This window comes from Agathobaculum sp. (assembly GCF_050946325.1).
Taxonomy (GTDB): domain Bacteria; phylum Bacillota; class Clostridia; order Oscillospirales; family Butyricicoccaceae; genus Agathobaculum.
Window position 1 is genome coordinate 1 of record NZ_JBMNUP010000015.1, and the last position, 20,695, is coordinate 20,695.

The 20,695-nt window shown below is 59.6% G+C and carries 16 protein-coding genes, 4 tRNA genes and 1 other annotated feature; of the genes, 1 reads left to right on the forward strand and 19 read right to left on the reverse strand.

From position 1 onward, the window contains the following. Positions 1-67: 67 nt before the first annotated feature. The 14 genes from ACOYIE_RS02610 to ACOYIE_RS02675 all read right to left on the reverse strand — a co-directional run bounded on the left by ACOYIE_RS02610 (position 68) and on the right by ACOYIE_RS02675 (position 11,394). Positions 68-142 (reverse strand) — tRNA-Gln (locus ACOYIE_RS02610). Between the two features lie 75 nt (positions 143-217). Continuing rightward, positions 218-294, reverse strand: a tRNA-His gene (locus ACOYIE_RS02615). A 30-nt stretch (positions 295-324) separates the two neighbouring features. Beyond that, positions 325-401, reverse strand: a tRNA-Arg gene (locus tag ACOYIE_RS02620). A 35-nt stretch (positions 402-436) separates the two neighbouring features. After that, a tRNA-Gly gene (locus tag ACOYIE_RS02625) sits at positions 437-510 on the reverse strand. Between the two features lie 162 nt (positions 511-672). After that, entirely contained in the window at positions 673-2,052 is a 1,380-nt protein-coding gene (locus tag ACOYIE_RS02630) for a DUF4179 domain-containing protein (RefSeq protein WP_433410545.1), read from the reverse strand. Beyond that, the gene (locus ACOYIE_RS02635) at positions 2,042-2,548 is read right to left on the reverse strand and encodes an RNA polymerase sigma factor (protein ID WP_433410565.1); all 507 of its coding nucleotides are present in this window, start codon (positions 2,546-2,548) and stop codon (positions 2,042-2,044) included. The genes ACOYIE_RS02630 and ACOYIE_RS02635 overlap by 11 nt, the downstream gene beginning before the upstream one ends. 149 nt (positions 2,549-2,697) lie before the next feature. After that, a complete protein-coding gene (locus tag ACOYIE_RS02640) occupies positions 2,698-4,989 on the reverse strand; it encodes an ATP-dependent Clp protease ATP-binding subunit (protein WP_433410546.1) in 2,292 nt (763 codons plus the stop codon). Positions 4,990-5,031: 42 nt separating this feature from the next. Then, complete coding sequence (locus ACOYIE_RS02645; RefSeq protein ID WP_433410548.1) at positions 5,032-5,628, reverse strand: CvpA family protein; 597 nt, start codon at positions 5,626-5,628, stop codon at positions 5,032-5,034. Positions 5,629-5,632: 4 nt separating this feature from the next. Continuing rightward, positions 5,633-6,892 carry a DUF5711 family protein gene (locus ACOYIE_RS02650; RefSeq protein ID WP_433410550.1) on the reverse strand — a complete coding sequence of 420 codons (1,260 nt, stop codon included), beginning with the start codon at positions 6,890-6,892 and terminating at the stop codon, positions 5,633-5,635. A gap of 78 nt (positions 6,893-6,970) precedes the next feature. Continuing rightward, on the reverse strand, positions 6,971-7,747 hold the full coding sequence (truA, locus tag ACOYIE_RS02655) for a tRNA pseudouridine(38-40) synthase TruA (protein WP_433410551.1): 777 nt from the start codon (positions 7,745-7,747) through the stop codon (positions 6,971-6,973). Positions 7,748-7,820: 73 nt separating this feature from the next. Next, positions 7,821-8,624, reverse strand: a complete 804-nt coding sequence (locus tag ACOYIE_RS02660; protein WP_433410553.1) for an energy-coupling factor transporter transmembrane component T family protein — start codon at positions 8,622-8,624, stop codon at positions 7,821-7,823. Continuing rightward, on the reverse strand, positions 8,624-9,493 hold the full coding sequence (locus tag ACOYIE_RS02665) for an energy-coupling factor transporter ATPase (RefSeq protein WP_433410554.1): 870 nt from the start codon (positions 9,491-9,493) through the stop codon (positions 8,624-8,626). The genes ACOYIE_RS02660 and ACOYIE_RS02665 overlap by 1 nt, the downstream gene beginning before the upstream one ends. 68 nt (positions 9,494-9,561) lie before the next feature. Further along, a complete protein-coding gene (locus ACOYIE_RS02670) occupies positions 9,562-10,410 on the reverse strand; it encodes an energy-coupling factor transporter ATPase (protein ID WP_433410555.1) in 849 nt (282 codons plus the stop codon). 117 nt (positions 10,411-10,527) lie between these two features. Continuing rightward, positions 10,528-11,394 (reverse strand): class I SAM-dependent methyltransferase, encoded by an 867-nt coding sequence (locus ACOYIE_RS02675; protein WP_433410557.1) that lies wholly within the window; start codon positions 11,392-11,394, stop codon positions 10,528-10,530. 240 nt (positions 11,395-11,634) lie between these two features. Between ACOYIE_RS02675 and ACOYIE_RS02680 the strand changes: the two genes are divergently transcribed. Next, positions 11,635-12,711: an alpha/beta hydrolase gene (locus ACOYIE_RS02680; protein ID WP_433410558.1), complete on the forward strand. Its 1,077-nt coding sequence runs from the start codon at positions 11,635-11,637 to the stop codon at positions 12,709-12,711. Between the two features lie 61 nt (positions 12,712-12,772). Here the strand turns inward: ACOYIE_RS02680 and ACOYIE_RS02685 are convergent, their stop codons facing one another. From ACOYIE_RS02685 to ACOYIE_RS02705, 5 genes are all read right to left on the reverse strand, one after another. After that, complete coding sequence (locus ACOYIE_RS02685) at positions 12,773-14,695, reverse strand: YgiQ family radical SAM protein (protein WP_433410559.1); 1,923 nt, start codon at positions 14,693-14,695, stop codon at positions 12,773-12,775. Positions 14,696-15,001: 306 nt separating this feature from the next. Continuing rightward, positions 15,002-15,247: an IreB family regulatory phosphoprotein gene (locus tag ACOYIE_RS02690; protein WP_031475480.1), complete on the reverse strand. Its 246-nt coding sequence runs from the start codon at positions 15,245-15,247 to the stop codon at positions 15,002-15,004. Positions 15,248-15,436: 189 nt separating this feature from the next. Beyond that, the gene (gene pheT / locus ACOYIE_RS02695; RefSeq protein WP_433410561.1) at positions 15,437-17,845 is read right to left on the reverse strand and encodes a phenylalanine--tRNA ligase subunit beta; all 2,409 of its coding nucleotides are present in this window, start codon (positions 17,843-17,845) and stop codon (positions 15,437-15,439) included. 343 nt (positions 17,846-18,188) lie between these two features. Beyond that, the gene (gene pheS / locus ACOYIE_RS02700) at positions 18,189-19,208 is read right to left on the reverse strand and encodes a phenylalanine--tRNA ligase subunit alpha (protein WP_433410562.1); all 1,020 of its coding nucleotides are present in this window, start codon (positions 19,206-19,208) and stop codon (positions 18,189-18,191) included. A 242-nt stretch (positions 19,209-19,450) separates the two neighbouring features. Continuing rightward, positions 19,451-19,687: a binding site (T-box leader), on the reverse strand. Positions 19,688-19,839: 152 nt separating this feature from the next. Beyond that, complete coding sequence (locus ACOYIE_RS02705; RefSeq protein ID WP_433410563.1) at positions 19,840-20,637, reverse strand: hypothetical protein; 798 nt, start codon at positions 20,635-20,637, stop codon at positions 19,840-19,842. Positions 20,638-20,695: the final 58 nt, after the last annotated feature.

The following is a 20,695-nucleotide window of genomic DNA, read 5'->3' on the forward strand; positions in this document are numbered from 1 at the left end:
AAAAGCCACGGCGGTTGCGATATGCCGCCGGCATATCGCCAAGAGCCGCCTTTCGAATCTGAAAAGATGGCAGGGACGGCTGGATTCGAACCAGCGAATGTCGGCGTCAAAGGCCGATGCCTTACCGCTTGGCGACGCCCCTGTATTCAACTGCTTCTATCCAAAAGCCCCTAAGCATAACGCGCTGCGGTGATGCAGCGCGTCAGAGGGTTCAATATGGGGTGGGTAAAGGGACTCGAACCCTCGACCCTCGGAACCACAATCCGATGCTCTAACCAACTGAGCTATACCCACCATATGTTTTTGCGTAGTCAACAGGAAAGATGGCACGCCAGGAGGGATTCGAACCCCCGGCCTACTGCTTAGAAGGCAGTTGCTCTATCCGGCTGAGCTACTGGCGCATATCAATTCCAAAAACCCAATGCGCGGTAAAGAATGGAGCGGGTGATGGGAATCGAACCCACGTGTTCAGCTTGGAAGGCTGACATTCTACCATTGAACTACACCCGCGGGTTTTCTGACGCTTATTTAGTATATCAATGAATAGGGAAATTGTCAATACCTTTTTTGCTTTTGTTAGTATATATTTGGGAAAATATTTTGGATGAGTGGGTGCGTCGGCGATCAGACCGAAAAAAGCCGCCCGTGCGGACGGCTTTTTTCGGATGGTATTCAGTCGAGCGCAATCGTGACCGCCTGATCTTCCAGCAGCACCATATCGTCGTTCGTCTGCCAGAAGGATACGCCCGCGATGCTTGCCAGCTCCGCTTCGGTCGCGCCGGGGTAGTACAGCGTGGCGGTGACAACGCCGGTCTCGCGGTCAACATAGCTGTCGGCATAAGTTGCGGAGGAAAACTCCACCGGCTCGCCGTTTCTGTCGGTAAGGGTGAACTGCGCCTGCGCCGACCAGACCGCGCCGCGCAGTGAGAAGGTGGCGGTCGCCTGCTCCTTGCCGACGGTTAGTGTTTCGAGCGTCAGCCCATTGGCGCTGCCGCCCGTCAGCGGCAGGTCGTCCAGCGCGCCCTTGACCTCGTGCGCCTTATAGTCGGAGATAAACGGGATGACCGTGATGGATTTGGTCGTTTCATCCGCGCCGATGAACTCAAACACGTTGGAGAAGCGCCTGAATCCGCTCGAACTCATCCCTGCCGGCAGACGGGGCAGGAAATTGCCCTTGTCATCCCGCAGAACAAAGCTGTCCCACGGGGCGCCGTCGGGCGCCTGCTCGCTCAGGGTGATGGCCGAGCTGAGCGGGGAGACCGATACGCGCTCGATACGCGGCGTGCGGTCAACGGTGAAGCGTTCGCCGAGTTCGTCTGTACCCTCGTAATGAATGGGCCAGTCCAGCCCCGGCTCGACCGTACGGCTGCTCACTGTGCTCTTGTCCACCGAAAGGGGGAAGCGGAAGTCTGCGTCGCGCTTGCTGTTCGTGCCGCCGGTATACAGCAGCAGATCGAACTGGTCGGGCAGCGCGGTGCGCAGCGGCAGGCGGTGCAGCCCCCTGAGCGTGTGCGCATCCACCAGAAAGGCTTCGTTTTCAATCGAACCGGTGGTGTCCAGCGGCTTGCCGTTCACCTCAGCCCAGAAGGTGGGCGCGGTCCATTGGGCGCGCCAGTGTGCCGGGTCTTTTGCATCGCCCACCAGCTCGATGGGCGCGTCGCTGGTCAGCGTGAAGAATACGGACAGGTAGTTGTCATCCGCGGCAAGGTTGTCGATGGTCAGCGTCTGCCCGTTGCGCTCCGCGCTGACGCCGACGGCGGCGTTATACTGCTCAAAGGTATCGGCCTGCGAAGCGTATTCCGTGCTGACACCGAAAAAGTCCACATGGTTCTTCGCCATGCGCAGCATGGCGGGCGCGCCTGCGGCTGCGCCGACCACCAGCACTGCGGCAATGCCAAGGCTGACGGCCAGCCGGAAGGGGCGGCGGGTTTTGACCGGCTGCACCGGTTCGGGCAGGGTGTCGAGCAGCGCGTCCATGCGGCGGTCAAAGTCCGCGGGGACGGGGCTGCCCTCGCGCGCGGCGCGGGCTTTGATGCGATCGTCAAATTTCATATTCGCTTTCCTCCTTCAGCAGGGTGCGCAGACGGCTGCGCGCACGGGACAGGCGGCTGCGCACCGTGCCCTCGCGGATGCCGAGCGCATGGGCGATCTCGGCGGTCGTCATATCTTCGTAGTAATACAGCACGGTCGGGATGCGGTAGTCCGCAGGCAGACGCAGCACCGTATCCCACAGGCTGCTGTCGTGTTCGTCCTCCGCGCCGCCTGCCAGCGGCTCCAGATCGTCGGTATAGGTCACGCGGGCGGTCTTGCGGCGGTGCTCATAAGCGCAGTTGACCGTGATGCGGATCAGCCAGCTCTTGACGGCTTTTTCATCCCGCAGGCGGCCGAAGGCCTGCCACGCGCGCAGAACGGCTTCGCTCACCGCGTCCTCCGCGTCCGCGTCGCCGTCCAGCAGGGCGCGGGCGGCGCGGTACATGGCGTGCCGGTGCAGGGTGACAGCGGCGGCAAAGCGCTCGCGCGGGTCATTCTGTACAGCCGTTAGTATCATCTCCAATGGGATCACCTCGTTTCGTTTGGGTCCGGACACTATTAAGATGCACGGGCGTGAAAAGATGCTCCCCGCGCGCAGAAAAATTTTCGATTTGCTGGAAAAAAGGGCGCGAAAGCAAAAAGCAGCCCCAAAGGGCTGCTTTTCAGTTAGATCGTAGCAATGGAAAGACTGCCGTTTTCAATACGCAGATGTGCGCCTGCAAGCGGGGTCTCCGTCGTCACAATCGCGGTGGCGAGCGGGTTTTCGATTTCCTTTTCGATCAGACGGCGCAGGTTGCGCGCGCCAAATTTGACGGAGAAGGATTTTTCGGTCAGCCAGTCAAGCAGGCTGTCCTCCCAGGTCAGACGAATATGCTTTTCGGCAAGGCTGTCGCGCAGCTCGGCCAGCATAATGGACGCGATGTGACGGAAATTTTCTTCCGAAAGCTGGTTGAACGCGATGATCTCGTCGATACGGTTCAAAAATTCGGGGCGCATGATCTCTTCAAGCGCCTTCATAGCGCGCTCCTTGCTCTGCGCAGATACCGTGCGGCCAAAGCCCGCAGGCGCCGTGCCGCCCTGCGAACCGGCGTTCGAGGTCATGACGATGACCGCGTTTTCAAAGCTCACCACACGGCCCTGCGCGTCGGTCAGGCGGCCGTCGTCCAGGATCTGAAGCAGGGCGTTGAGCACATCCGGATGCGCTTTTTCGATTTCGTCAAACAGAACGACAGAATACGGCCGGCGGCGGATCTTTTCGGTGAGCTGGCCGGCTTCGTCGTAGCCCACATAGCCGGGAGGCGAGCCGATCAGGCGGGAAACCGTGTGTTTTTCCATATATTCCGACATATCCAGCCGGATCAGCGCGTCGGGAGAGTCGAACAAATCGAGCGCAAGCTGTTTGACCAGCTCGGTCTTGCCCACGCCGGTCGGGCCGACAAACAGGAACGACGCCGGCTTTTTCTTGGGACTGATGCCGGCACGGGCGCGGCGGATGGACGCGCAGGCGGCGTCTACGGCCTCGTCCTGCCCGATGATATGCGCCTTGAGGCGCGCTTCCATGCCGCGCAGCCGCGCAGATTCCTGCGAGGCGACCTTGGAGGCGGGAATGCCCGTCCAAAGCTCGATAACGGCGGCAAGGCCCTGTTCGTCAACGGCGGGAGCGGGGCGGCTTTGCAGCTCGTGCAGCCGCGCCTCCACCTGCAACAGCCGCTGGCGGCAGCTGGCGATGCGGGCGTAGGTTTCCTCCTGTTCGTCCTTCTGCGCAGCCTGCGTCAGCAGGTCGATCTGGCTGACCAGTCCGTCCAGCTCGGTTTGCAGCGCCGGAATTTCGGAGAGATCGGGCGAATCGAGGTTGAGGCGCGAACAGGCCTCGTCGATCAGGTCGATGGCTTTGTCGGGCAGAAAACGGTCGGTGATATAGCGCTCGCTCATTTCGGCGGCGCGCGCACAGATGTCGTCCGGCACGGTAACGCCGTGGAAGGCCTCATAATAGGAGCGGATGCCCTTTAAAATTTCGGCAGTTTCCTTGACGGAAGGTTCGCCGATATAGACCGGCTGAAAGCGGCGTTCCAGCGCGGCGTCTTTTTCGATATATTTGCGGTATTCGGTCAGCGTAGTTGCGCCGATGACCTGAATATCGCCGCGGGCGAGCGCGGGTTTCAGAATGTTGGCCGCGTTCATCGAGCCTTCCGAATCGCCTGCGCCGACAATATTGTGTACCTCGTCAATGACAAGGATGATGTTGCCGATTTTTTTGACCTCGTCGATCAGGCCCTTCATGCGGCTTTCAAACTGTCCGCGGAACTGGGTTCCCGCGACCAGCGCGGTCAAATCCAGCAGATGCACTTCTTTATTGCGCATTTTGAACGGGACCTTGCCTTCGCTGATGCGGACGGCAAGCCCTTCGGCCACGGCCGTCTTGCCGACGCCCGGCTCGCCGATCAGGCAGGGGTTGTTTTTCTGCCGGCGGTTGAGAATCTGGATGACGCGGTCGGTTTCGCGGTCGCGGCCAACAATGTGGTCGATGCGGCCTTCGGCGGCTTTGCGCGTCAGGTCGTCGCAGTAGTTGTTCAGATACTTGCGCTTTTTATCATCCCGCGGCGCGCTCTGCGTGCGGGTGCGCGTTCCTTCGCCCGTGGGCGCGGGACCGGTGAGCGGGTTGGCGGGGGCTTCGGCGGGAATGTTGGTTTCGTGCGGGGCATCGTCGTCCGAGCCGTCCGAACCGGCGGGCACCAGATTGGAAAAATCGGCCAGCGAGCCGATTTCGCCGGTCAGCGCGTCCAGATCTTCGTCCGTGATGCCCATTTGCTCCATGATGTTGTCCAGTGGCTTGACGCCCAGTTCGCGCGCGCACTTAAGACACAGCCCCTCCTGCGAGGTTTTGTCCGGCCCTTCAATCTTGGTGATGAATACCACCGCGATGTTTTTTTTGCAGCGCGAGCACATTGGCATGTTCATAAAAAATAATCTCCTTCATCTGCGATGAAACGCGGTTATTGATTAAATCGCCAGCGGCAGCACGTCAAGCAGCGCTTTGAGCAGAACAGAGTGCTCCACGCGCTGCGGCGAAAGCCAGCCGAGCGAGGTATAGGTGATGGGGGAAAACCAGGCCACACCGATCAGCACGAGCACAACCAGCAATGCGCCTGCCGCCAGACCGATTGCGCCGCCGGCCAGCGAATCGAGTATGCCGAGCGGCGTCAGGCGGGCGATGAAATGCAGGCTTTTGCCTGCGGCCATGACCAGCCAGCCAAACAGGATACAGAACAAAATCAGCAGCAGCAGGAAAGCAAGGCTTTCCGCCATGCTGACCGCAGCCTCGGTCACGGTTTGGCGCAGGCTTTCCAGCAGATCGCTTCCGCTGAGCGCTGCCTGCCGCTCGAATACTTCGCCCACAATCGGCGAGACGACCCAGCGGGCCACGGCGGGAGCTGCCGCGCGGGCGGAAAAGAACGCCGCACAGAGCGCGGCCACGCGGCCGGCAAGCCCGCACAGCGAGCCGAAAAAACCTTTCCGGCAGCCGAGTACAAAGTTGATGAGCAAAATGCCTAAAATGATAAGATCGGGCAGATTCAGCAGACCGGTAAGGGTTTGCATCAGGTTATTCTGCATCAGGGAGTTCCTCGCTCCGCTCGGAATGAGCGGTAAATAATCGGGTGTTTTTGGTATAAAGCGCGTACAGCGTGCCGTCGCCGATCAGCAGGATACGGCGCGCGCCGACCGCCTCGCTGTTGCGCCAGAGCGGCGTATGCGCGGCGTCATATACGGAAACGCCGGAGGCGCTCAGCGCGGCCACGCCTGTGGAGGACAGCGCTACTGCGGAAGGTTCCTCTGCAAGCGGAAGCGGTTGCTCCAGACCGCCGTTTGCGCGCAAAACGTACAAATCGCTGCGGGCGCTGCTTGTATAGGAACGCAGGGCAAGCGCAAGCGCGTCGTCCTGCACGGTGAAGGTGAGCAGATCAGAAGACGAATAGGAAAGCAGCTTTTCGGCGCTGCCGTCCTTGCGGCCGGCAAGATACAGACCGTTATCGCACAAAACGGCCGCGGCGCCGTTTGCTGCATAGCACAGTTCCATGCCCAGCGCGTCTGTCAGGGTAACGTCGCTTTCCAGCTCGCCGGTGGATACGGAGTAAAAGAGAACGTGACTGTCCAGCGAGATGCCCTGCTGCCGGAAGCCGAGAACGGCAATGGTAGAGCAGTCGGGCGAGAGCGCGGCCGACACGATATAGTATTCCGAAGATTGGTATTTAAACACCTCTTTGCCGCGGGTATCATAGACAGCGGCAGCGGTGCGGTAGCCCTGTTCGTCGGTAACCAGCACAAAATGGCCGTTTTGACCGATGCTGCCCGTAATAATGGGCGAGGAAAGCGTCAGCTCGGCCGTGGCCGCAACAGAATTTGCCAGAAGCGCCTGTGTGCCGCCGCGGTCATAGGCCAGCACATAGTTGCCGGCAGCTTCAACCACGGGCGCGGAATAGCCGAGCGGGCACCGCATGGTGGTGATGCTGCCGGGCTTTGCCAGATAGAGCGAATCGCTGTCCGCATAGGCAAGTCCGGATTCAAACAGCACCCCATCGGCAAACGAGCCGTTTTCGTATGTGATGGTGGTAATATCCCCTTCGTGCTGGCGCAGTCCGGCAATCGCATACTCGGCCGCGCTGCGGATGGCAGAAGGGGTAAACAGCCGGAAATTGAACAGCAGAAACAGCAGCGTACAGGCTGCCAGCAGCCAGCCGCAGGCCGAACGCAGCAAAGAGACGATGCGCACGCGCCTGTCCTCGTTTTCCCGCAGAATCCTGCGGCGTTCCTCTCGGGAGGAAGGAAAACGGATGATATTTTGTTTTGAATGACGTTCATCCATAAGACCCACCTCCTTAGTGTACAGCGTAAAACGTGAAAAAGTATGAATAAAGGATGAAATTTTACAGCACAAACGAACCTATCTGTCCAGACAGAAGGGAGAAAGCGCGGGCGTGTGGTCATACCACAGCCGGTTCATAAACAGGCCGCAGGCAGGCAGCGTGGGGCCGGCCTGCTCGCGGTCGCCCGCGCGCAGAATGGCGGAAACGTCGTCCGGCGTCAGCTTGCCGCCGCCCACATAAATGAGTGTGCCTGCAATCGCGCGCACCATATTATACAGAAAGCCGTCCCCGCATACGCGGATGCGGATCAGGCCGTTTTCCGTCTGTTCGACGTCGCACCAGAAAATCGTGCGCACCGTGCTTTTGACCGGCGTTCCCTGGCTGCGCACGGCGGCAAAATCCTGCCGGCCGACAAAGCGCTGGGCGCCCGCCTGCATCCGCTCCGCATCGAGCGGATAGTTGTACCGGTGGGCGTAGCGCGCATGGAACGGGTCGCGCAGCGTGGAGGGGAAAATATAGTAGGCGTATTCTTTTTTGGTGCAGTCAAAGCGGGCGTCGAAATTCTCCGGTACTTCGGCCGCGCCGGATACCGCGATATCCGGCGGCAGGAAGCTGTTGAGCGCATAGGGCAGACGGTCGACCGGAATGGTGCAGTCCGCCTTGAAATTGGCGACATAGCGCCGCGCATGGACGCCGGAATCCGTCCGCCCGACGCCCGAAACATGGGTTTTCTGCCCGAGCAGGCGGAAAACCGCGGTTTCCACGCTTTCCTGGATGGAAGGGCCGTTTTTCTGCACCTGCCAGCCGTGATAATTTGTCCCGTCATAAGACAGGATCAGAGCAATATTTTTCATAAGCATCCAATACAATGGCAAAAGGGAAGCGCTGTGCGGCGGCTGCCGTCATACCGCTTCCCGTTCCGCGTTTTCAAAGTCCAAACCGCCCCAGCGTGACAACAGCGGCGATGATAAGGGTACACAGGATGATGGCGCAGATATCCACACGCTCAATTTTGAGCTGTTTCATGCGTGTGCGGCCGACGTCTCCACGGTACAGGCGGCACTCCATGGCGGTAGCCAGCTCGTCCGCCCGGCGGAAGGCCGAGATGAACAGCGGCACCAGAATGGGGATCATCGCCTTGGCGCGCTGTACCAGATTGCCCGAATCAAAATCCGCGCCGCGCGCCTTTTGCGCGGAGATGATTTTCTCGGTTTCCTCGATGAGCGTCGGGATAAAGCGCAGCGCGATCGACATCATCATGGAGAGCTCATGCACCGGTGCGTGCAGTTTTTTGAGCGGAGAGAGCAGGCGCTCCAGTCCGTCCGTCAGCTGAATGGGGCTGGTGGTATAGGTCAGCATGGAGGTGGCGATGATGAGCAGCATCAGGCGCAGCACCATAAAGATGGCAACCTTAATGCCTTCTTTGGAGATGTGCAGAAAGCCCCATTGCCAGATATATTCGCCCGGCGTATAGAACAGATTGAGAACGGCGGTGAAAATGATGATGAACAGAATCGGTTTGAGTCCGCGCACAACCAGTTTGGGGGAAATCCCCGAAGTTTTGATGACCGCCGCGAGGAACAGAATGACAATGCCGTAAGAAATCGGTCCGCCGGCAAGGAACAGCGCAATGATAAACGCGATGGTGATAACGATTTTGACGCGGGGGTCCAGACGGTGTACCGCGCTGTCTCCCGGGAAAAACTGACCGATGGTGATGTCCTTGAGCATCAGCGTACACCTCCCTTTGCTTTGCAGGCGCGCAGCGCGTCCATGGCCTGCTCCACGGTGAATACCGAGGTGTCCACCTCGTATCCGCGCTGTTTCAGCTCCAGCATGACCTTGGTGATCATGGGAATATCCAGACCGGCGGCGATAATCTCATCCGCATGGGAGAACACTTCGCGCGGGGTATCGCAGAACAGCACCCTGGCGTGGTCCATCACAAGCAGGCGGTCGGCCAGGCGGGCAATGTCCTCCATCGAGTGGGAAACGATCAGCACCGTAGCCCCCGACTGCGCGTGGTAGCGTTTTACCAGACCGAGGATCTCATCCCGTCCGGCAGGGTCCAAACCGGCGGTCGGCTCGTCAAGCACAAGCACATCCGGCCGCATGGCGATGACGCCTGCAATCGCAACACGGCGCTTCTGTCCGCCCGAAAGGGCAAAGGGAGACTGCTCCGCCAGCTCGTCCGCAAGGCCGACCGCGCGCATGGATTCGCGCACGCGCTCGTCAATTTCATCCTGCGGAAGCCCCATGTTGGAGGGGCCGTAGGCGATATCCTTGGCGATGGTTTCCTCAAAAAGCTGGTATTCCGGATACTGGAATACCAGACCGACGCGGAAGCGGGTTTCGCGCGCGCATTTGCCTTTTTCGTTCCAGATGGACTGCCCGTCAAGCAGGACTTCGCCCGCAGAGGGCTTCAGCAGGCCGTTCAGGTGCTGAATGAGTGTGGACTTGCCCGAACCGGTGTGTCCAATCACACCGAGAATTTCGCCTTTTTCGATTTTCAGGTCCACATGGTCGAGCGCAACGCGCTCAAAAGGGGTGCCTGCGCCGTATACATGGGTCAGGCCCCGGGTTTCAAGTATGGTTGACAATGGAATTTCCTCCCATTTTATAAATCACGCCGGCAGCGCGTCCGGACAGGGCGCTTTGCCCGCCGGTATTATTTCAGATAGGTTTCGAGGATGTCCGCACATTCGGTCACCGAGAGCGCGTCGATCGGCAACGTTTCGCCGTCCTCGCGGTCCAGGTCGTACAGCACCTCAATAGTTTGCGGTACGGTCAGCGATGCCTCGCGCAGCGCCTCCACCTGCGTGAAGATCTCGCGCGGCGCGCCGTCCATCAGCACATTGCCCTGGTGCATCACAACCACGCGGTCGGCCTGCACGGCTTCATCCATGTGGTGCGTGATGAGGATGACCGTGATGCCATACTGCTTGTTCAGTGTGCGCACCACTGCCATGACCTCGCGCCGCCCCTGCGGGTCAAGCATGGCGGTCGGCTCGTCGAGCACCACGCAGCGCGGCATCATGGCGATGACACCGGCAATGGCAACGCGCTGTTTTTGTCCGCCGGAAAGGCGGTGCGGCGCCTGTTTGCGGTAATCGTACATACCGACGGCGCGGAGCGCGTCGTCCACGCGCTCCCGAATTTCCGCGGGCGGAACGCCCATGTTTTCCAGCGCAAAGGCAACATCTTCCTCAACAACCGTGGCAACGAGCTGGTTGTCCGGATTCTGGAAGACCATGGAAACGGTTTTGCGCACTTCATAGGTGTTTTCTTCCTTGCGTGTGTCCATCATATCGACATAGCACACGCCGCCGGTAGGCAGGCGGATGGCATTGAAGCAGCCTGCAAGGGTGCTCTTGCCCGAACCGTTGTGTCCCAAAACGGCCACGAATTCGCCGCGCCGGATGGACAGGCTGACGCCTTTGAGCACGGGCACGGCAAGCTGCCCATCCTCAGCCGGATAGGCATATTGCAGATTTTCGGTTTTGATGATTTCAGACATGATTGTTTTCGTCCTCTGTGTCAGGCGGATTCGCCTGTTTGTGATATGCAGCGGGGGTGGGGGGGCTTGTCCGGCATACCCTGCCAGCTTTGATGGATCTACTGGTGGAAGCGTGTATCAGGTTTCCGCAATAAAGCGCGCAGATGAGCCGCAGGGCAGCGTCAGGCCGGTCGCTTCGACCGGCAGACCCAGCTCCTGCGCTTCGATGCGGCCGGCGGCGCGTTTGCCCGCCGTGATGCCGAGCAGATAGCTCATTACCGAGGGGGCAAGGCCGGTCGAGTAGCTGGAGATCAGCACGAACAGGGGCTTGTCGGACAGGACGCCCATGGTCAGCTCGATAAAGTCGGCAACATCGTCCTCGATCTTCCACGTTTCCCCCGAGGGGCCGCGCCCGTAGCTCGGCGGGTCCATGATGATGGCATCGTATTTGCGGCCGCGGCGGATTTCCCGCTGAACGAATTTTTTGCAGTCGTCCACGATCCAGCGGATCGGGCGGTCGGCCAGTCCCGAGGAGGCGGCGTTTTCACGCGCCCACTGCACCATGCCCTTGGAGGCGTCCACATGGCAGACCGATGCGCCCGCGCCCGCTGCGGCAAGGGTAGCGCCGCCCGTATACGCAAACAGATTGAGCACGCTGACCGGACGGCCCGCGCCCCGCACCATGCGGTCGATAAAATCCCAGTTGGCGGCCTGCTCGGGGAACAGACCGGTGTGCTTAAAGCTCATCGGCTTGAGCTGGAAAGTCAGGTCGCCGTAGTGGATGGCCCACTGTTCGGGTAAGCGCCTGATCTCCCACTTGCCGCCGCCGGCGTTCGAGCGGTGATAGATGGCGTTCGGTTTGTTCCACGCGCGGCAGGAGGCCTCGCGCGGCCAAATGGCCTGCGGGTCGGGCCGCACAAGAATCTGATCTCCCCAGCGCTCGACCTTTTCGCCGCCGCCGCAGTCCAAAACGGCGTAGTCCTTCCAGTTATCTGCGATCCACATAGATAAAAGCCCTCGTTTTCCTTTGGATAGGTTGCTTGGTTCATTACACAATATATCACTTTATTTTATCACCAAAAACCCTTCGACGCAATGAAAAAAGCCTTGTATTTGCAGCTTTTCGCAGGGCTTTGTGCTATTATACAAAAAAGGGGAAGCACGGAACGCCGGTTTCGTCACCCCGCGGAAGAGGAGCGGGATGGAAAATGGGATTTGTCTCCCCGTGGGAAGGAGCGTATGCGTATGTATCAGGATGGAAGCGGACGACATACCGAGAGAAAACAGTTGACCGCCGCGGACGGCACCGTGCTGAACGGCAAGCTTGACCTGCCCGCGGGTCATGCGGAGCGGCTGGTGATTCTGGTCAACGGGTCGGGGCCAAATACCTGCGATAACCGTCGGGATAAAGGCGACGGCACGCAGTTTTGTTTTTATGAAATGCTGGCGGAGGAGTTCTGCTCCCGTGGCGTCGCCTGCTTCCGCTATGCGGCGCGCGGCTGCACGGAGGGGGAGATGCCGCCGCTGTACTGCACGGTGGAGGAAACGGCGTATCAGACCTATACGCCGCAAAACAGCATAACCGATCTGGAACAGTGGATTGGCGCGCTGCGGGAAGATTCCCGTCTGCGGGACGCCCGCGTGGTGCTGTTCGGCATGAGCGAGGGCACGATGATTGCGCCGGCGGTGGCGCGCCGCGGCCATGCTACGCTGGCCGGCTTGCTGCTGGAGGGGTATGCCAACAGCACAATGGAGGAGGTGCTGGACTGGCAACAGAGCGGCAACAGCGATTTGCTGTTTTACCGCCGGTATTTTGATGAGGATGGCACGGGAGTAATCACCCGCGCCGCATTTGAAGAAGACCGGTATGGCGTGGCTGCCGCGCTGGGCGTTTCGTTTGATATGTTGGATCAGAACGGCGACGGCGTGCTTGATTTGTCGGACTTTGCTGCGCACAATGCGGAAAACCGCGCAGCGGTATTCCGCGCCATCCGGATGCGGGATGATACATGGCTGCGTACGCACTATCCCGTGCGGCTGACCGCAAACTGGTTTGAGGGACACCGTCGCTTACCGCCGAACAGGGAGACCATGCCCCAGTTGACACTGCCGCTCCATATCTTTCAGGGGACGATGGATGCCAATGTCAGCGTGGAGGAAACGCTTGCCGTTCGGGACGCGTTTGCAGCGCTGGGCAAGCAGAATTTAACCGTACACCTGTATGAAAATGCAGGCCATACGCTGGATTTTGAATCCTACCTGTATACCGGCGTATGGCCGGATGGCTGGAGGGATATTTTCGATATCGCGGCGGCATTATAATATCAAAGCAACTAAACAGGGGGCAGGATATAAAATCCTGCCCCCGTTTGCCTGCATAGGATCATTTTTTCTTTTTCGCCTTGGCCCAGCCCTTCTTTTTGGGCGCGGGCGGACGGTGCGTGCCGCCTTTGCCCGTGCGGTGCGCAGCGGCAGGCTGCTTTTTGGCGGCAGCGGGCGGCTTTTCGCCGCGCGCAGGACGGATCAGGCATTCCTTGCCGAAGCCGATCAGATCCTCGCGCCCTGCTTTTTTCAGGGCAGCTAATACGATCGGACGCTTGTCCGGCCGGCGCCATTGCAGCAGCGCACGCTGCATGGCTTTTTCCTCCGCGGTTTTGGCGACGAAAACCGGCTGCATCGTGCGTGGATCGATCTCGGTGTAATACATGGCGGTCGAAAGCGTGCCCGGCGTGGGGTAGAAGTCCTGCACCTGCTCGGGCATGTAGCCGACCTTGTTGAGATACTCGGCCAGCAGGATCGCGTCGTCCAGCGTCGCGCCCGGATGGGAGGACATCAGATAGGGCACAAGATACTGCTTGCGGCCGAGCTTCTGGTTGATACGGGCGTAGCGTTCGCGGAATTGCTCATATACGGAAAATGATGGTTTACCCATATAATACAATGCGTTATCACTCATGTGCTCGGGTGCTACCTTAAGCTGACCCGAAATATGGTGCTCGACCAATTCGCGGAAAAAGGCGTCGTTATGGTCGGCCATCATGTAATCGTACCGCAGGCCGCTGCGCACAAACACTTTTTTGATCCCCTCGAGCTGCCGCAGCTCGCGCAGCAGGTTCAGGTAATCTGTATGGTTTGCTTCAAGGTTTTTGCAGGCCGAGGGGAACAGGCAGCGCTTGTTTTTGCACAGGCCGTGCTCCTCCTGCTGCTTGCAGGCAGGCGCGCGGAAGTTGGCGGTCGGCCCGCCGACATCGTGGATATAGCCCTTGAAGCCGGGCATCTGCACGATCTGCTTGGCTTCCGCGATCACACTTTCGTGGCTGCGCGACTGGATATACCGCCCCTGATGGAAGGCGAGGGCGCAGAAGTTGCAGGCGCCGAAGCAGCCGCGGTTGTGGATGATAGAGAACTGCACCTCCTGAATGGCGGGCACACCGCCTTCGGCTTCGTAGGAGGGGTGATAGGTGCGCATATAGGGCAGGCCGTAAACATGGTCCATCTCTTCAGTTGTCAGCGGCAGGGCGGGCGGATTCTGGATGAGCACGCGCCTGCCGTGGCGCTGCACCAGCGCCTTGCCGCGCACATGGTCCTGTTCGTCATATTGCAGCTTGACCGAGCGGGCATAAGCGGGCTTATCCGTGCAGACCTCTTCAAACGAGGGACATTCGACCGCGGGGAAGGACAGCCCCTCCGCATCATGCGCCAGATAGGCGGTGCCGCGCACACCGGCGCAGGCCGCCGCGCCCTTTTTGCCGTGTTTCAGGTTGGCGGCCAGCTCGAGCACGGAATGTTCGCCCATGCCGAACATCAGCCCGTCTGCGCCGGTGGATTCCAAAATGGAGGGCATAACGCGGTCGGCCCAGTAATCATAGTGGGCAAAGCGGCGCAGGCTGGCTTCGATGCCGCCCAGATAGACCGGCACATCGGGAAAGGCGCGCCGCGCAAGCATGGCGTATACGGTCACGGCGCGGTCGGGGCGCTTGCCGGCTTTGCCGCCGGGGGTATAAGCGTCATCCGAACGGCGCTTTTTGGCAGCCGTGTAGTGGGCGACCATGGAATCAATATTGCCGCCGTTGATGAGCACCGCGTAGCGCGGGCGCCCCATGGCGAGGATGTCGGCTTCCGAGCGGAAATCCGGCTGGCTGAGGATGGCGACCCGATAACCGGCATCCTCCAGCACGCGCGAAATGACAGCCGTGCCGAAAGAGGGATGGTCGATATAGGCGTCGCCGGTGATGAGCAGGAAGTCGCAGTAATACCAGCCGATATCGGCCATTTCCTGTTTGCTGATGGGGAGAAAACCGTTCATAAATTTCCTTTCGCTTTACAAAGCAGGCGGGATTTGCTATTCTACAATCAAGGCACTGTCGCGCACGGCAGGCGGTTGACCGCACTCCACGGAAAGGAGTGTGATGTTTATGGAGCCGATTTTGCAGATTGTTATGCTACTTATTCTGCTTGAAATCATGAAAACCATAAAAAAATAACCGCCCTCCGACCAAAGATTGCGGTTATTTTTTCATAAAATAAAACGTATCTGAGGTCAACCGTCTGTCGGCAGTGCCTCTTCTACTTTTCATTATAGCGGATATGTTCCGTTTGTCAAGTCCGTCCCTCAGTTATCAAGGTAGAACTGCACCAGCTCCTGCATCAGCTCGTCGCGGTCGATCTTGCAGATCAGGCTGCGCGCGTTGTTGTGGTTGGTGATGTACGTCGGGTCTTCGGAGAGGAGATAGCCTACAATCTGATTGATCGGGTTATATCCTTTCTCCTTGAGCGCATCATATACCGCGGTCAGCGTGCGCTTCATTTCCTTGTTGGATTCGTCTACAAGGCTGAACTTTCTTGTGCCGTCAAGCATGTCTGTCTCCTTTCCCATCCTACCGGTTGGTGATTTGCTATCTACAGCATAATACAAATCGGCCGAAAAGTAAAGTCTTATCAGGGGAAATTGACGGCAAAAACTTTTCCATCCCTGCCAGGCGGCGGGAGAAAAGGAAAGCGTCCGCATGGCGGACGCTTTCCGGCAAATGACGGGTTTAAACTCGTATTATCCGCGCAGCGCAGCGCCGAAGCTGGTTTCCAGCGCGGCCAGCGCGTTTTTCATGGCCTTGTCGCATTCTTCGTCGGTCAGCGTGCGGTCCGCCGCGCGCATGGACAGCGAGTAGGCGACGGATTTTTTGCCTTCCGGAATGCCCTTGCCCTTATAAACGTCGAACAGCTTGACGTTTTCGAGGATTGCGCCGGCGGCCTGCTCAATCGCGGCCTGCATGGCGGCAGCGGGTACGCTGTCATCAACCAGCACCGCGATATCGCGGGTGGAAGCCGGGAACTTGGGCAGCGGATGATACAGCTTTTCGGTCTCAATGGCGGCAAACAGCTTTTCAAACTGCAGCTCGGCGGTCAGCACCTCGCCGGACAGGCCGTAACGCGCCGCTACGGTCGGGTGGATCGCGCCGAATACGCCGATGACCTCGCCGCCGACCAGAATGTCCGCACAGCGGCCGGGGTGGTAGGACGGGTTGTTCTTCTGCGGCGCAAACTGCACGCCCTTGATGTTCAGCTCGCGGCAGAGCGCTTCAATCACGCCCTTGAACTGGAAGAAGGACAGGCGGCCGTAGGTGCCGAGCGTCAGCACCTTCTGCTCGCACGGCAGCACGTCCGGATCGGCCTTGCCGTCACGGATGACCGGCAGGTAGATCGTGCCCATCTCAAACAGCGAAGCGGTGGGGTTGCGGTGCGCGTGGTTGTGCGCCAGCGAATCCAGCATGGAGGGCAGCACGGTCGTGCGCATGATGCTGAAATCCTCGCCAAGCGGGTTGAGGATGGTGGTCGAGATGCGGCGCGGATCGTTTTCCGCCCAGCCGATCATATCGTAGAATTTGGGGGAGATGAACGAGTGGGTCATCGCCTCGTCAAAGCCGGCCTCGCGGCAGATGAGCGAGGCTGCGCGCTCGGCCTGCTGCCGGGGGGTGAATTCACCCTGCACCATTTCGCCCGCGTACAGCGTGGTCGGGATTTTATCGTAGCCGTACATACGCGCCACTTCCTCGGCAAGGTCGCACATGCGCGCGATATCCGTGCGGAAGGAGGGCACGATGACCGCGCCGTTTTCCACGGCAAAGCCCAGCTTTTCCAGACAGGACTGCTGTTCCGCGGCGGACAGGTCCAGGCCGAGCAGGCCGTTCATCTGCTCCGGCTCGAAAGGCAGGCGCTTGGGCGCGGGATCGGAGTGGTCTACGTCGATCACGCCGTCCACGACTTCGCCGGCGCCGAGCTGCTCGACCAGTTCGCACGCGCGGTTGACCGCATCGAGCGTCATGCGCGGGTCCAGCCCCTTTTCAAAGCGGCCGGAGGCCTCGGTGCGCATGCCGAGAGCCTTGGCGGTCACGCGGACGGTGGCGCCGTGGAAGCAGGCAGACTCAAACACGACGGTACGGGTGTCTTCCTCGATTTCGGAGTTGGCGCCGCCCATCACGCCCGCAACAGCGACCGGCTTATCATTGTCGCAGATGGCGAGCATGCTGTCGGTCAGGTCATGGTCCACGCCGTCCAGCGTCTGGATGGATTCGCCGTTTCGGGCGCGGCGCACAACGATTTTGCCGTCCGACAGGCAGGCGTAGTCGAACGCGTGCATCGGCTGACCGTATTCCAGCATGACATAGTTGGTGATGTCAACAATGTTGTTGATCGGGCGCACGCCGCAGGCGTGCAGGCGCTCGCGCATCCACGCGGGAGACGGCTCGATCTTGATGTTTTTGACCAGACGTGCGGTGTAACGCGGGCACAGGTCGGGGTCGCGTACCTCAACCGACATCTGCGTGCGGATATCGCCGCCGCAGCCGTGGACAACGGGCGTTTTCACGGCAAACGGGCGGTCGAAGGTTGCGGCGGTCTCGCGCGCAAGGCCGATGACCGACAGGCAGTCCGGACGGTTGGAGGTGATTTCAAAATCCGCGACCCAATCGTCCAGCCCGAGCACTTTTTTGATATCCTCGCCGACCGGCGTACCTTCCGGCAGGAACAGGATGCCGTTTTCACAGGCATAGGGTACGCAGCCGTGGCTCAGTCCCAGCTCCTGGAACGAGCACATCATGCCGTTGGAGGGCACACCGCGCAGCTTGCCCTTGGTGATCTTGACGCCGCCGGGCAGCGTGGATTTGTGCAGGCACACCGGGCAGACCTCACCCACGGAGTCCGGGGTGACGTTGGGCGCGCCGGTGACGATCTGCACGGGCTCACCCTGACCGACGTCGAGCTGGCAGATCTTAAGGTGGTCGGAGTCCGGATGGTCAACAACCGACAGGATTTTGCCGGTCACAACGTTGTCGATCTCTGCGCCGAGGTAGTAAACCTCCTCGACCTTGGAGCCGGACATGGTAAGGCGGGCGTCATATTCCTTGGGGGTGACGCCGTCGATGTTGGTATAATCTTTCAGCCAGGAAAGCGGAAGCTTCATGACAACTTACTCCTTATCGTGATTGGAATTGAGAGAACAATGTAGAATATTCCGCGCTCCGCGCGGCATAGAGGACGCGATTTGCTTGCAAATCGCCCCCGCAAGGCAGCCACGCCGCAGGGCGTGGCGAGCCTTTGGCCCGCCGCAGCGGCCCGCGCGCTGCGCGGTATTCCATTAGGAAACGGTCTTGCCGTTTCCGTGCAAAGTCAGGACATGCGCCTGACTTTGCACACCCCGACCCAGCCGCCCCCGGCGGCGTCATTCGGGTATCGGGAACAAGTTTCTTCGGAACTTGTTCCCGTATATAGGGGACTTTTGAAGTCCCCTATACGAGCGCAGCGATTTAGAACTGATGCAAAAACCGCACGTCATTTTCATAGAACAGGCGGATATCATCAATCTTGAAGCGGCCCATGACCATGCGCTCCAGACCGATGCCGAAGGCATAGCCCGAGTATTCGTTCGGGTCGATGCCGCTCATTTCCAGCACCTTGGGGTGCACCATGCCGCAGCCGAGGATCTCAATCCAACCCTCGCCCTTGCAGAGCGGGCAGCCCTCACCGTGGCAGCGGTAGCACTGGATATCCATTTCGGCGCTCGGCTCGGTGAACGGGAAGTGGTGCGGGCGGAAACGGACGACGGTATCCTCGCCGTAGAGCTTTTTGGCGAACAGCTCCAAAATGCCCTTCAGGTCGGACATGCGGATGCCCTTATCGACGACCAGACCTTCGATCTGGTGGAACAGCGGGGAGTGGGTCGCGTCCACCGCGTCCGAGCGGTAAACTCTGCCGGGCGCAATGATGCGGATAGGCGGCTTGCGCTTTTCCATCACGCGCACCTGCATGCCCGAGGTCTGGGTGCGCAGCACGACATTGTCCGAAATATAGAAGGTGTCCTGCGTGTCGCGCGCGGGATGATCCTTCGGGATGTTGAGGGCTTCAAAGTTGTAGTGGTCCAGCTCGACCTCGGGGCCGTCCGCGATGGAGAAGCCCAGACCGAGGAAAATCTCCTTAAACTCATCCAGCACGATGTTGAGCGGGTGCTTTTTGCCGATGACGACTTCCTCACCCGGCAGGGTAACGTCGATGGTCTCGGCTTCGAGCTTGTGCGCGAGTGCGGCCTGCTCGATGGCCTGCTTCTGCTTTTCGATGATGGTTTCGATTTCGGCGCGGACATCGTTGATGAGCTGTCCGACGACCGGGCGCTCCTCCGCGGCAACGTCCTTCATGCCCTTGAGGAGGGCGGTCAGCTCACCCTTTTTGCCGAGGAACTTGACGCGTGCCTCATCGAGCGCGCGGGCGTCCGCGGCGGCGGCAAGCTGCTCCTTGGCGGCCTGCAAAATGCCTTGCAGCTTTTCTTTCATGGTTTCATTCTCCTTTTGGAATGGGATTTTGTTGGAACGAAGGCTTGCGCGCAGCAGTGCGCATGAAATAGGTTTTGCATTGCAAAACCATCAAAACCGGGAGCATGTATCACGGTTTTGATATCCCGACCCAGCCGTCTTGGACGGCGTCCGGGGGTATCGGAAGCCGGTTTCCTCGGAACCGGTTTCCGTATATAGGGGGTATGGGATACCCCCTATACAAAAACGCCTTCCGTCCCGCAGATAGGGACGAAAGGCGTGAAACGCTTCCGTGGTACCACCCTGATTCCCGCGTGGCGCGGGCACTCATTGAACGCCGGTAACGTGGCGTTATGCCGCCTGCGCCTACTGGAAAAGCCGTTCAGCGCCGGTGCTCGCAGGGGAACTTCACATCAGGTCTCTTTGGGCGGCTCACAGCCGAAGGCCGCCTTCTCTGAAAAGAGGGGGATGGTGCTACTTTCCCTGTTCATCGCAGATAACAGTTCTATTAAAACACAGTTTTGCGGCAAATGCAAGGGGGAGATTGCGCAAAATTGCGTAAAATCAGCGGTGCGGATATAAAAGAGGCGGGAAGGCGGCCTGCAAACTGCCGGCCGGTCAGTGCTGCCGGCGGTCTGCCAACAGGACGACGTTACATGATTGCAGCAATGCGGCTATACAGCGGCACGGCCAGCCAGACGCCCCCGATAAAACTGGCGGCATTGGCGCACAGGGTGCAAACGACGCGCCGCCTGCGCGTTTGCCCGTGCAGCAGCGAAGAAAACGCAATGCTTTCTGCAATAAATATCACAAGTTCTGCAACAAATACCAGCAGATAAGCGAGATAGTCGCTGCCGTCAATCAGGGCGCGGCCAAAGGTGAGCGTCATTAGAAGCTGCGTTGCGAGGTTAACCAGCAGGAACGCTTTCCGGTTTTCGCGCAGCGAAAAGCCGAACAGACGCAGCACAGCCGCTTCGATCAGCAGCGTGATTGAGCAGGTGCATGCAAATTGCAGCAAAAGGCCGGCTGCGGTGGGGACGGTCGTGATTGTGCCGCTGTCTGCGTGTACGGTGAACGTCTGCATAGAGCGGGTGCGCGTAACGGTATTGGTAACCACTGCGGTGCCGTCCGCCAGCACCAGTGCTGCACGGAAGGTTTCCGGCATGTCCGGACCAAAGAAAGAAGCGCGGTGCGCCTGTTCCGGATCGGCAGCTCCGTCCCAAACATACCAGCCGTCCGGCAGGGCGGCGGTCAGCGCTGCCGGGGTGCCGGAATCGCGTTTGTCCGGCTCATCTGCCGTCAGCAGGGCGATCCACGTAACCGGCTGGTCCGGCGGGGCAATGGTGAGCTGCACATACGGCCGCGGCAGGCTGTTGGCGCCCGCCGTTACCGGTAGCACGCACAGCAGCAGAAGCGCGGTGCAGAAAAGCGTACAGAGTTTTTTGCGCATCAGGACCCCCTCCTTGATTTTCAGTATAGCAGATAAAATAGCGGAAACAAGTTGCAAA

Bases quoted from the DNA above. Each gene is read 5' to 3' on its own strand.
- ACOYIE_RS02690 (WP_031475480.1), bottom strand. From the start codon at position 15,247: ATGCTTGACGGCACAAGAAAGTTCAGCCTTGTAGACGAATCCAACAAG.
- ACOYIE_RS02680 (WP_433410558.1), top strand. From the start codon at position 11,635: ATGTATCAGGATGGAAGCGGACGACATACCGAGAGAAAACAGTTGACC.
- ACOYIE_RS02640 (WP_433410546.1), bottom strand. From the start codon at position 4,989: ATGAACATGCCAATGTGCTCGCGCTGCAAAAAAAACATCGCGGTGGTA.
- ACOYIE_RS02685 (WP_433410559.1), bottom strand. From the start codon at position 14,695: ATGAACGGTTTTCTCCCCATCAGCAAACAGGAAATGGCCGATATCGGC.
- pheS (WP_433410562.1), bottom strand. From the start codon at position 19,208: ATGAAAGAAAAGCTGCAAGGCATTTTGCAGGCCGCCAAGGAGCAGCTT.
- ACOYIE_RS02650 (WP_433410550.1), bottom strand. From the start codon at position 6,892: ATGGATGAACGTCATTCAAAACAAAATATCATCCGTTTTCCTTCCTCC.
- ACOYIE_RS02635 (WP_433410565.1), bottom strand. From the start codon at position 2,548: ATGATACTAACGGCTGTACAGAATGACCCGCGCGAGCGCTTTGCCGCC.
- ACOYIE_RS02670 (WP_433410555.1), bottom strand. From the start codon at position 10,410: ATGTCTGAAATCATCAAAACCGAAAATCTGCAATATGCCTATCCGGCT.
- ACOYIE_RS02630 (WP_433410545.1), bottom strand. From the start codon at position 2,052: ATGAAATTTGACGATCGCATCAAAGCCCGCGCCGCGCGCGAGGGCAGC.
- ACOYIE_RS02705 (WP_433410563.1), bottom strand. From the start codon at position 20,637: ATGCGCAAAAAACTCTGTACGCTTTTCTGCACCGCGCTTCTGCTGCTG.
- ACOYIE_RS02675 (WP_433410557.1), bottom strand. From the start codon at position 11,394: ATGTGGATCGCAGATAACTGGAAGGACTACGCCGTTTTGGACTGCGGC.
- truA (WP_433410551.1), bottom strand. From the start codon at position 7,747: ATGAAAAATATTGCTCTGATCCTGTCTTATGACGGGACAAATTATCAC.
- ACOYIE_RS02645 (WP_433410548.1), bottom strand. From the start codon at position 5,628: ATGCAAACCCTTACCGGTCTGCTGAATCTGCCCGATCTTATCATTTTA.
- pheT (WP_433410561.1), bottom strand. From the start codon at position 17,845: ATGAAGCTTCCGCTTTCCTGGCTGAAAGATTATACCAACATCGACGGC.
- ACOYIE_RS02660 (WP_433410553.1), bottom strand. From the start codon at position 8,624: ATGCTCAAGGACATCACCATCGGTCAGTTTTTCCCGGGAGACAGCGCG.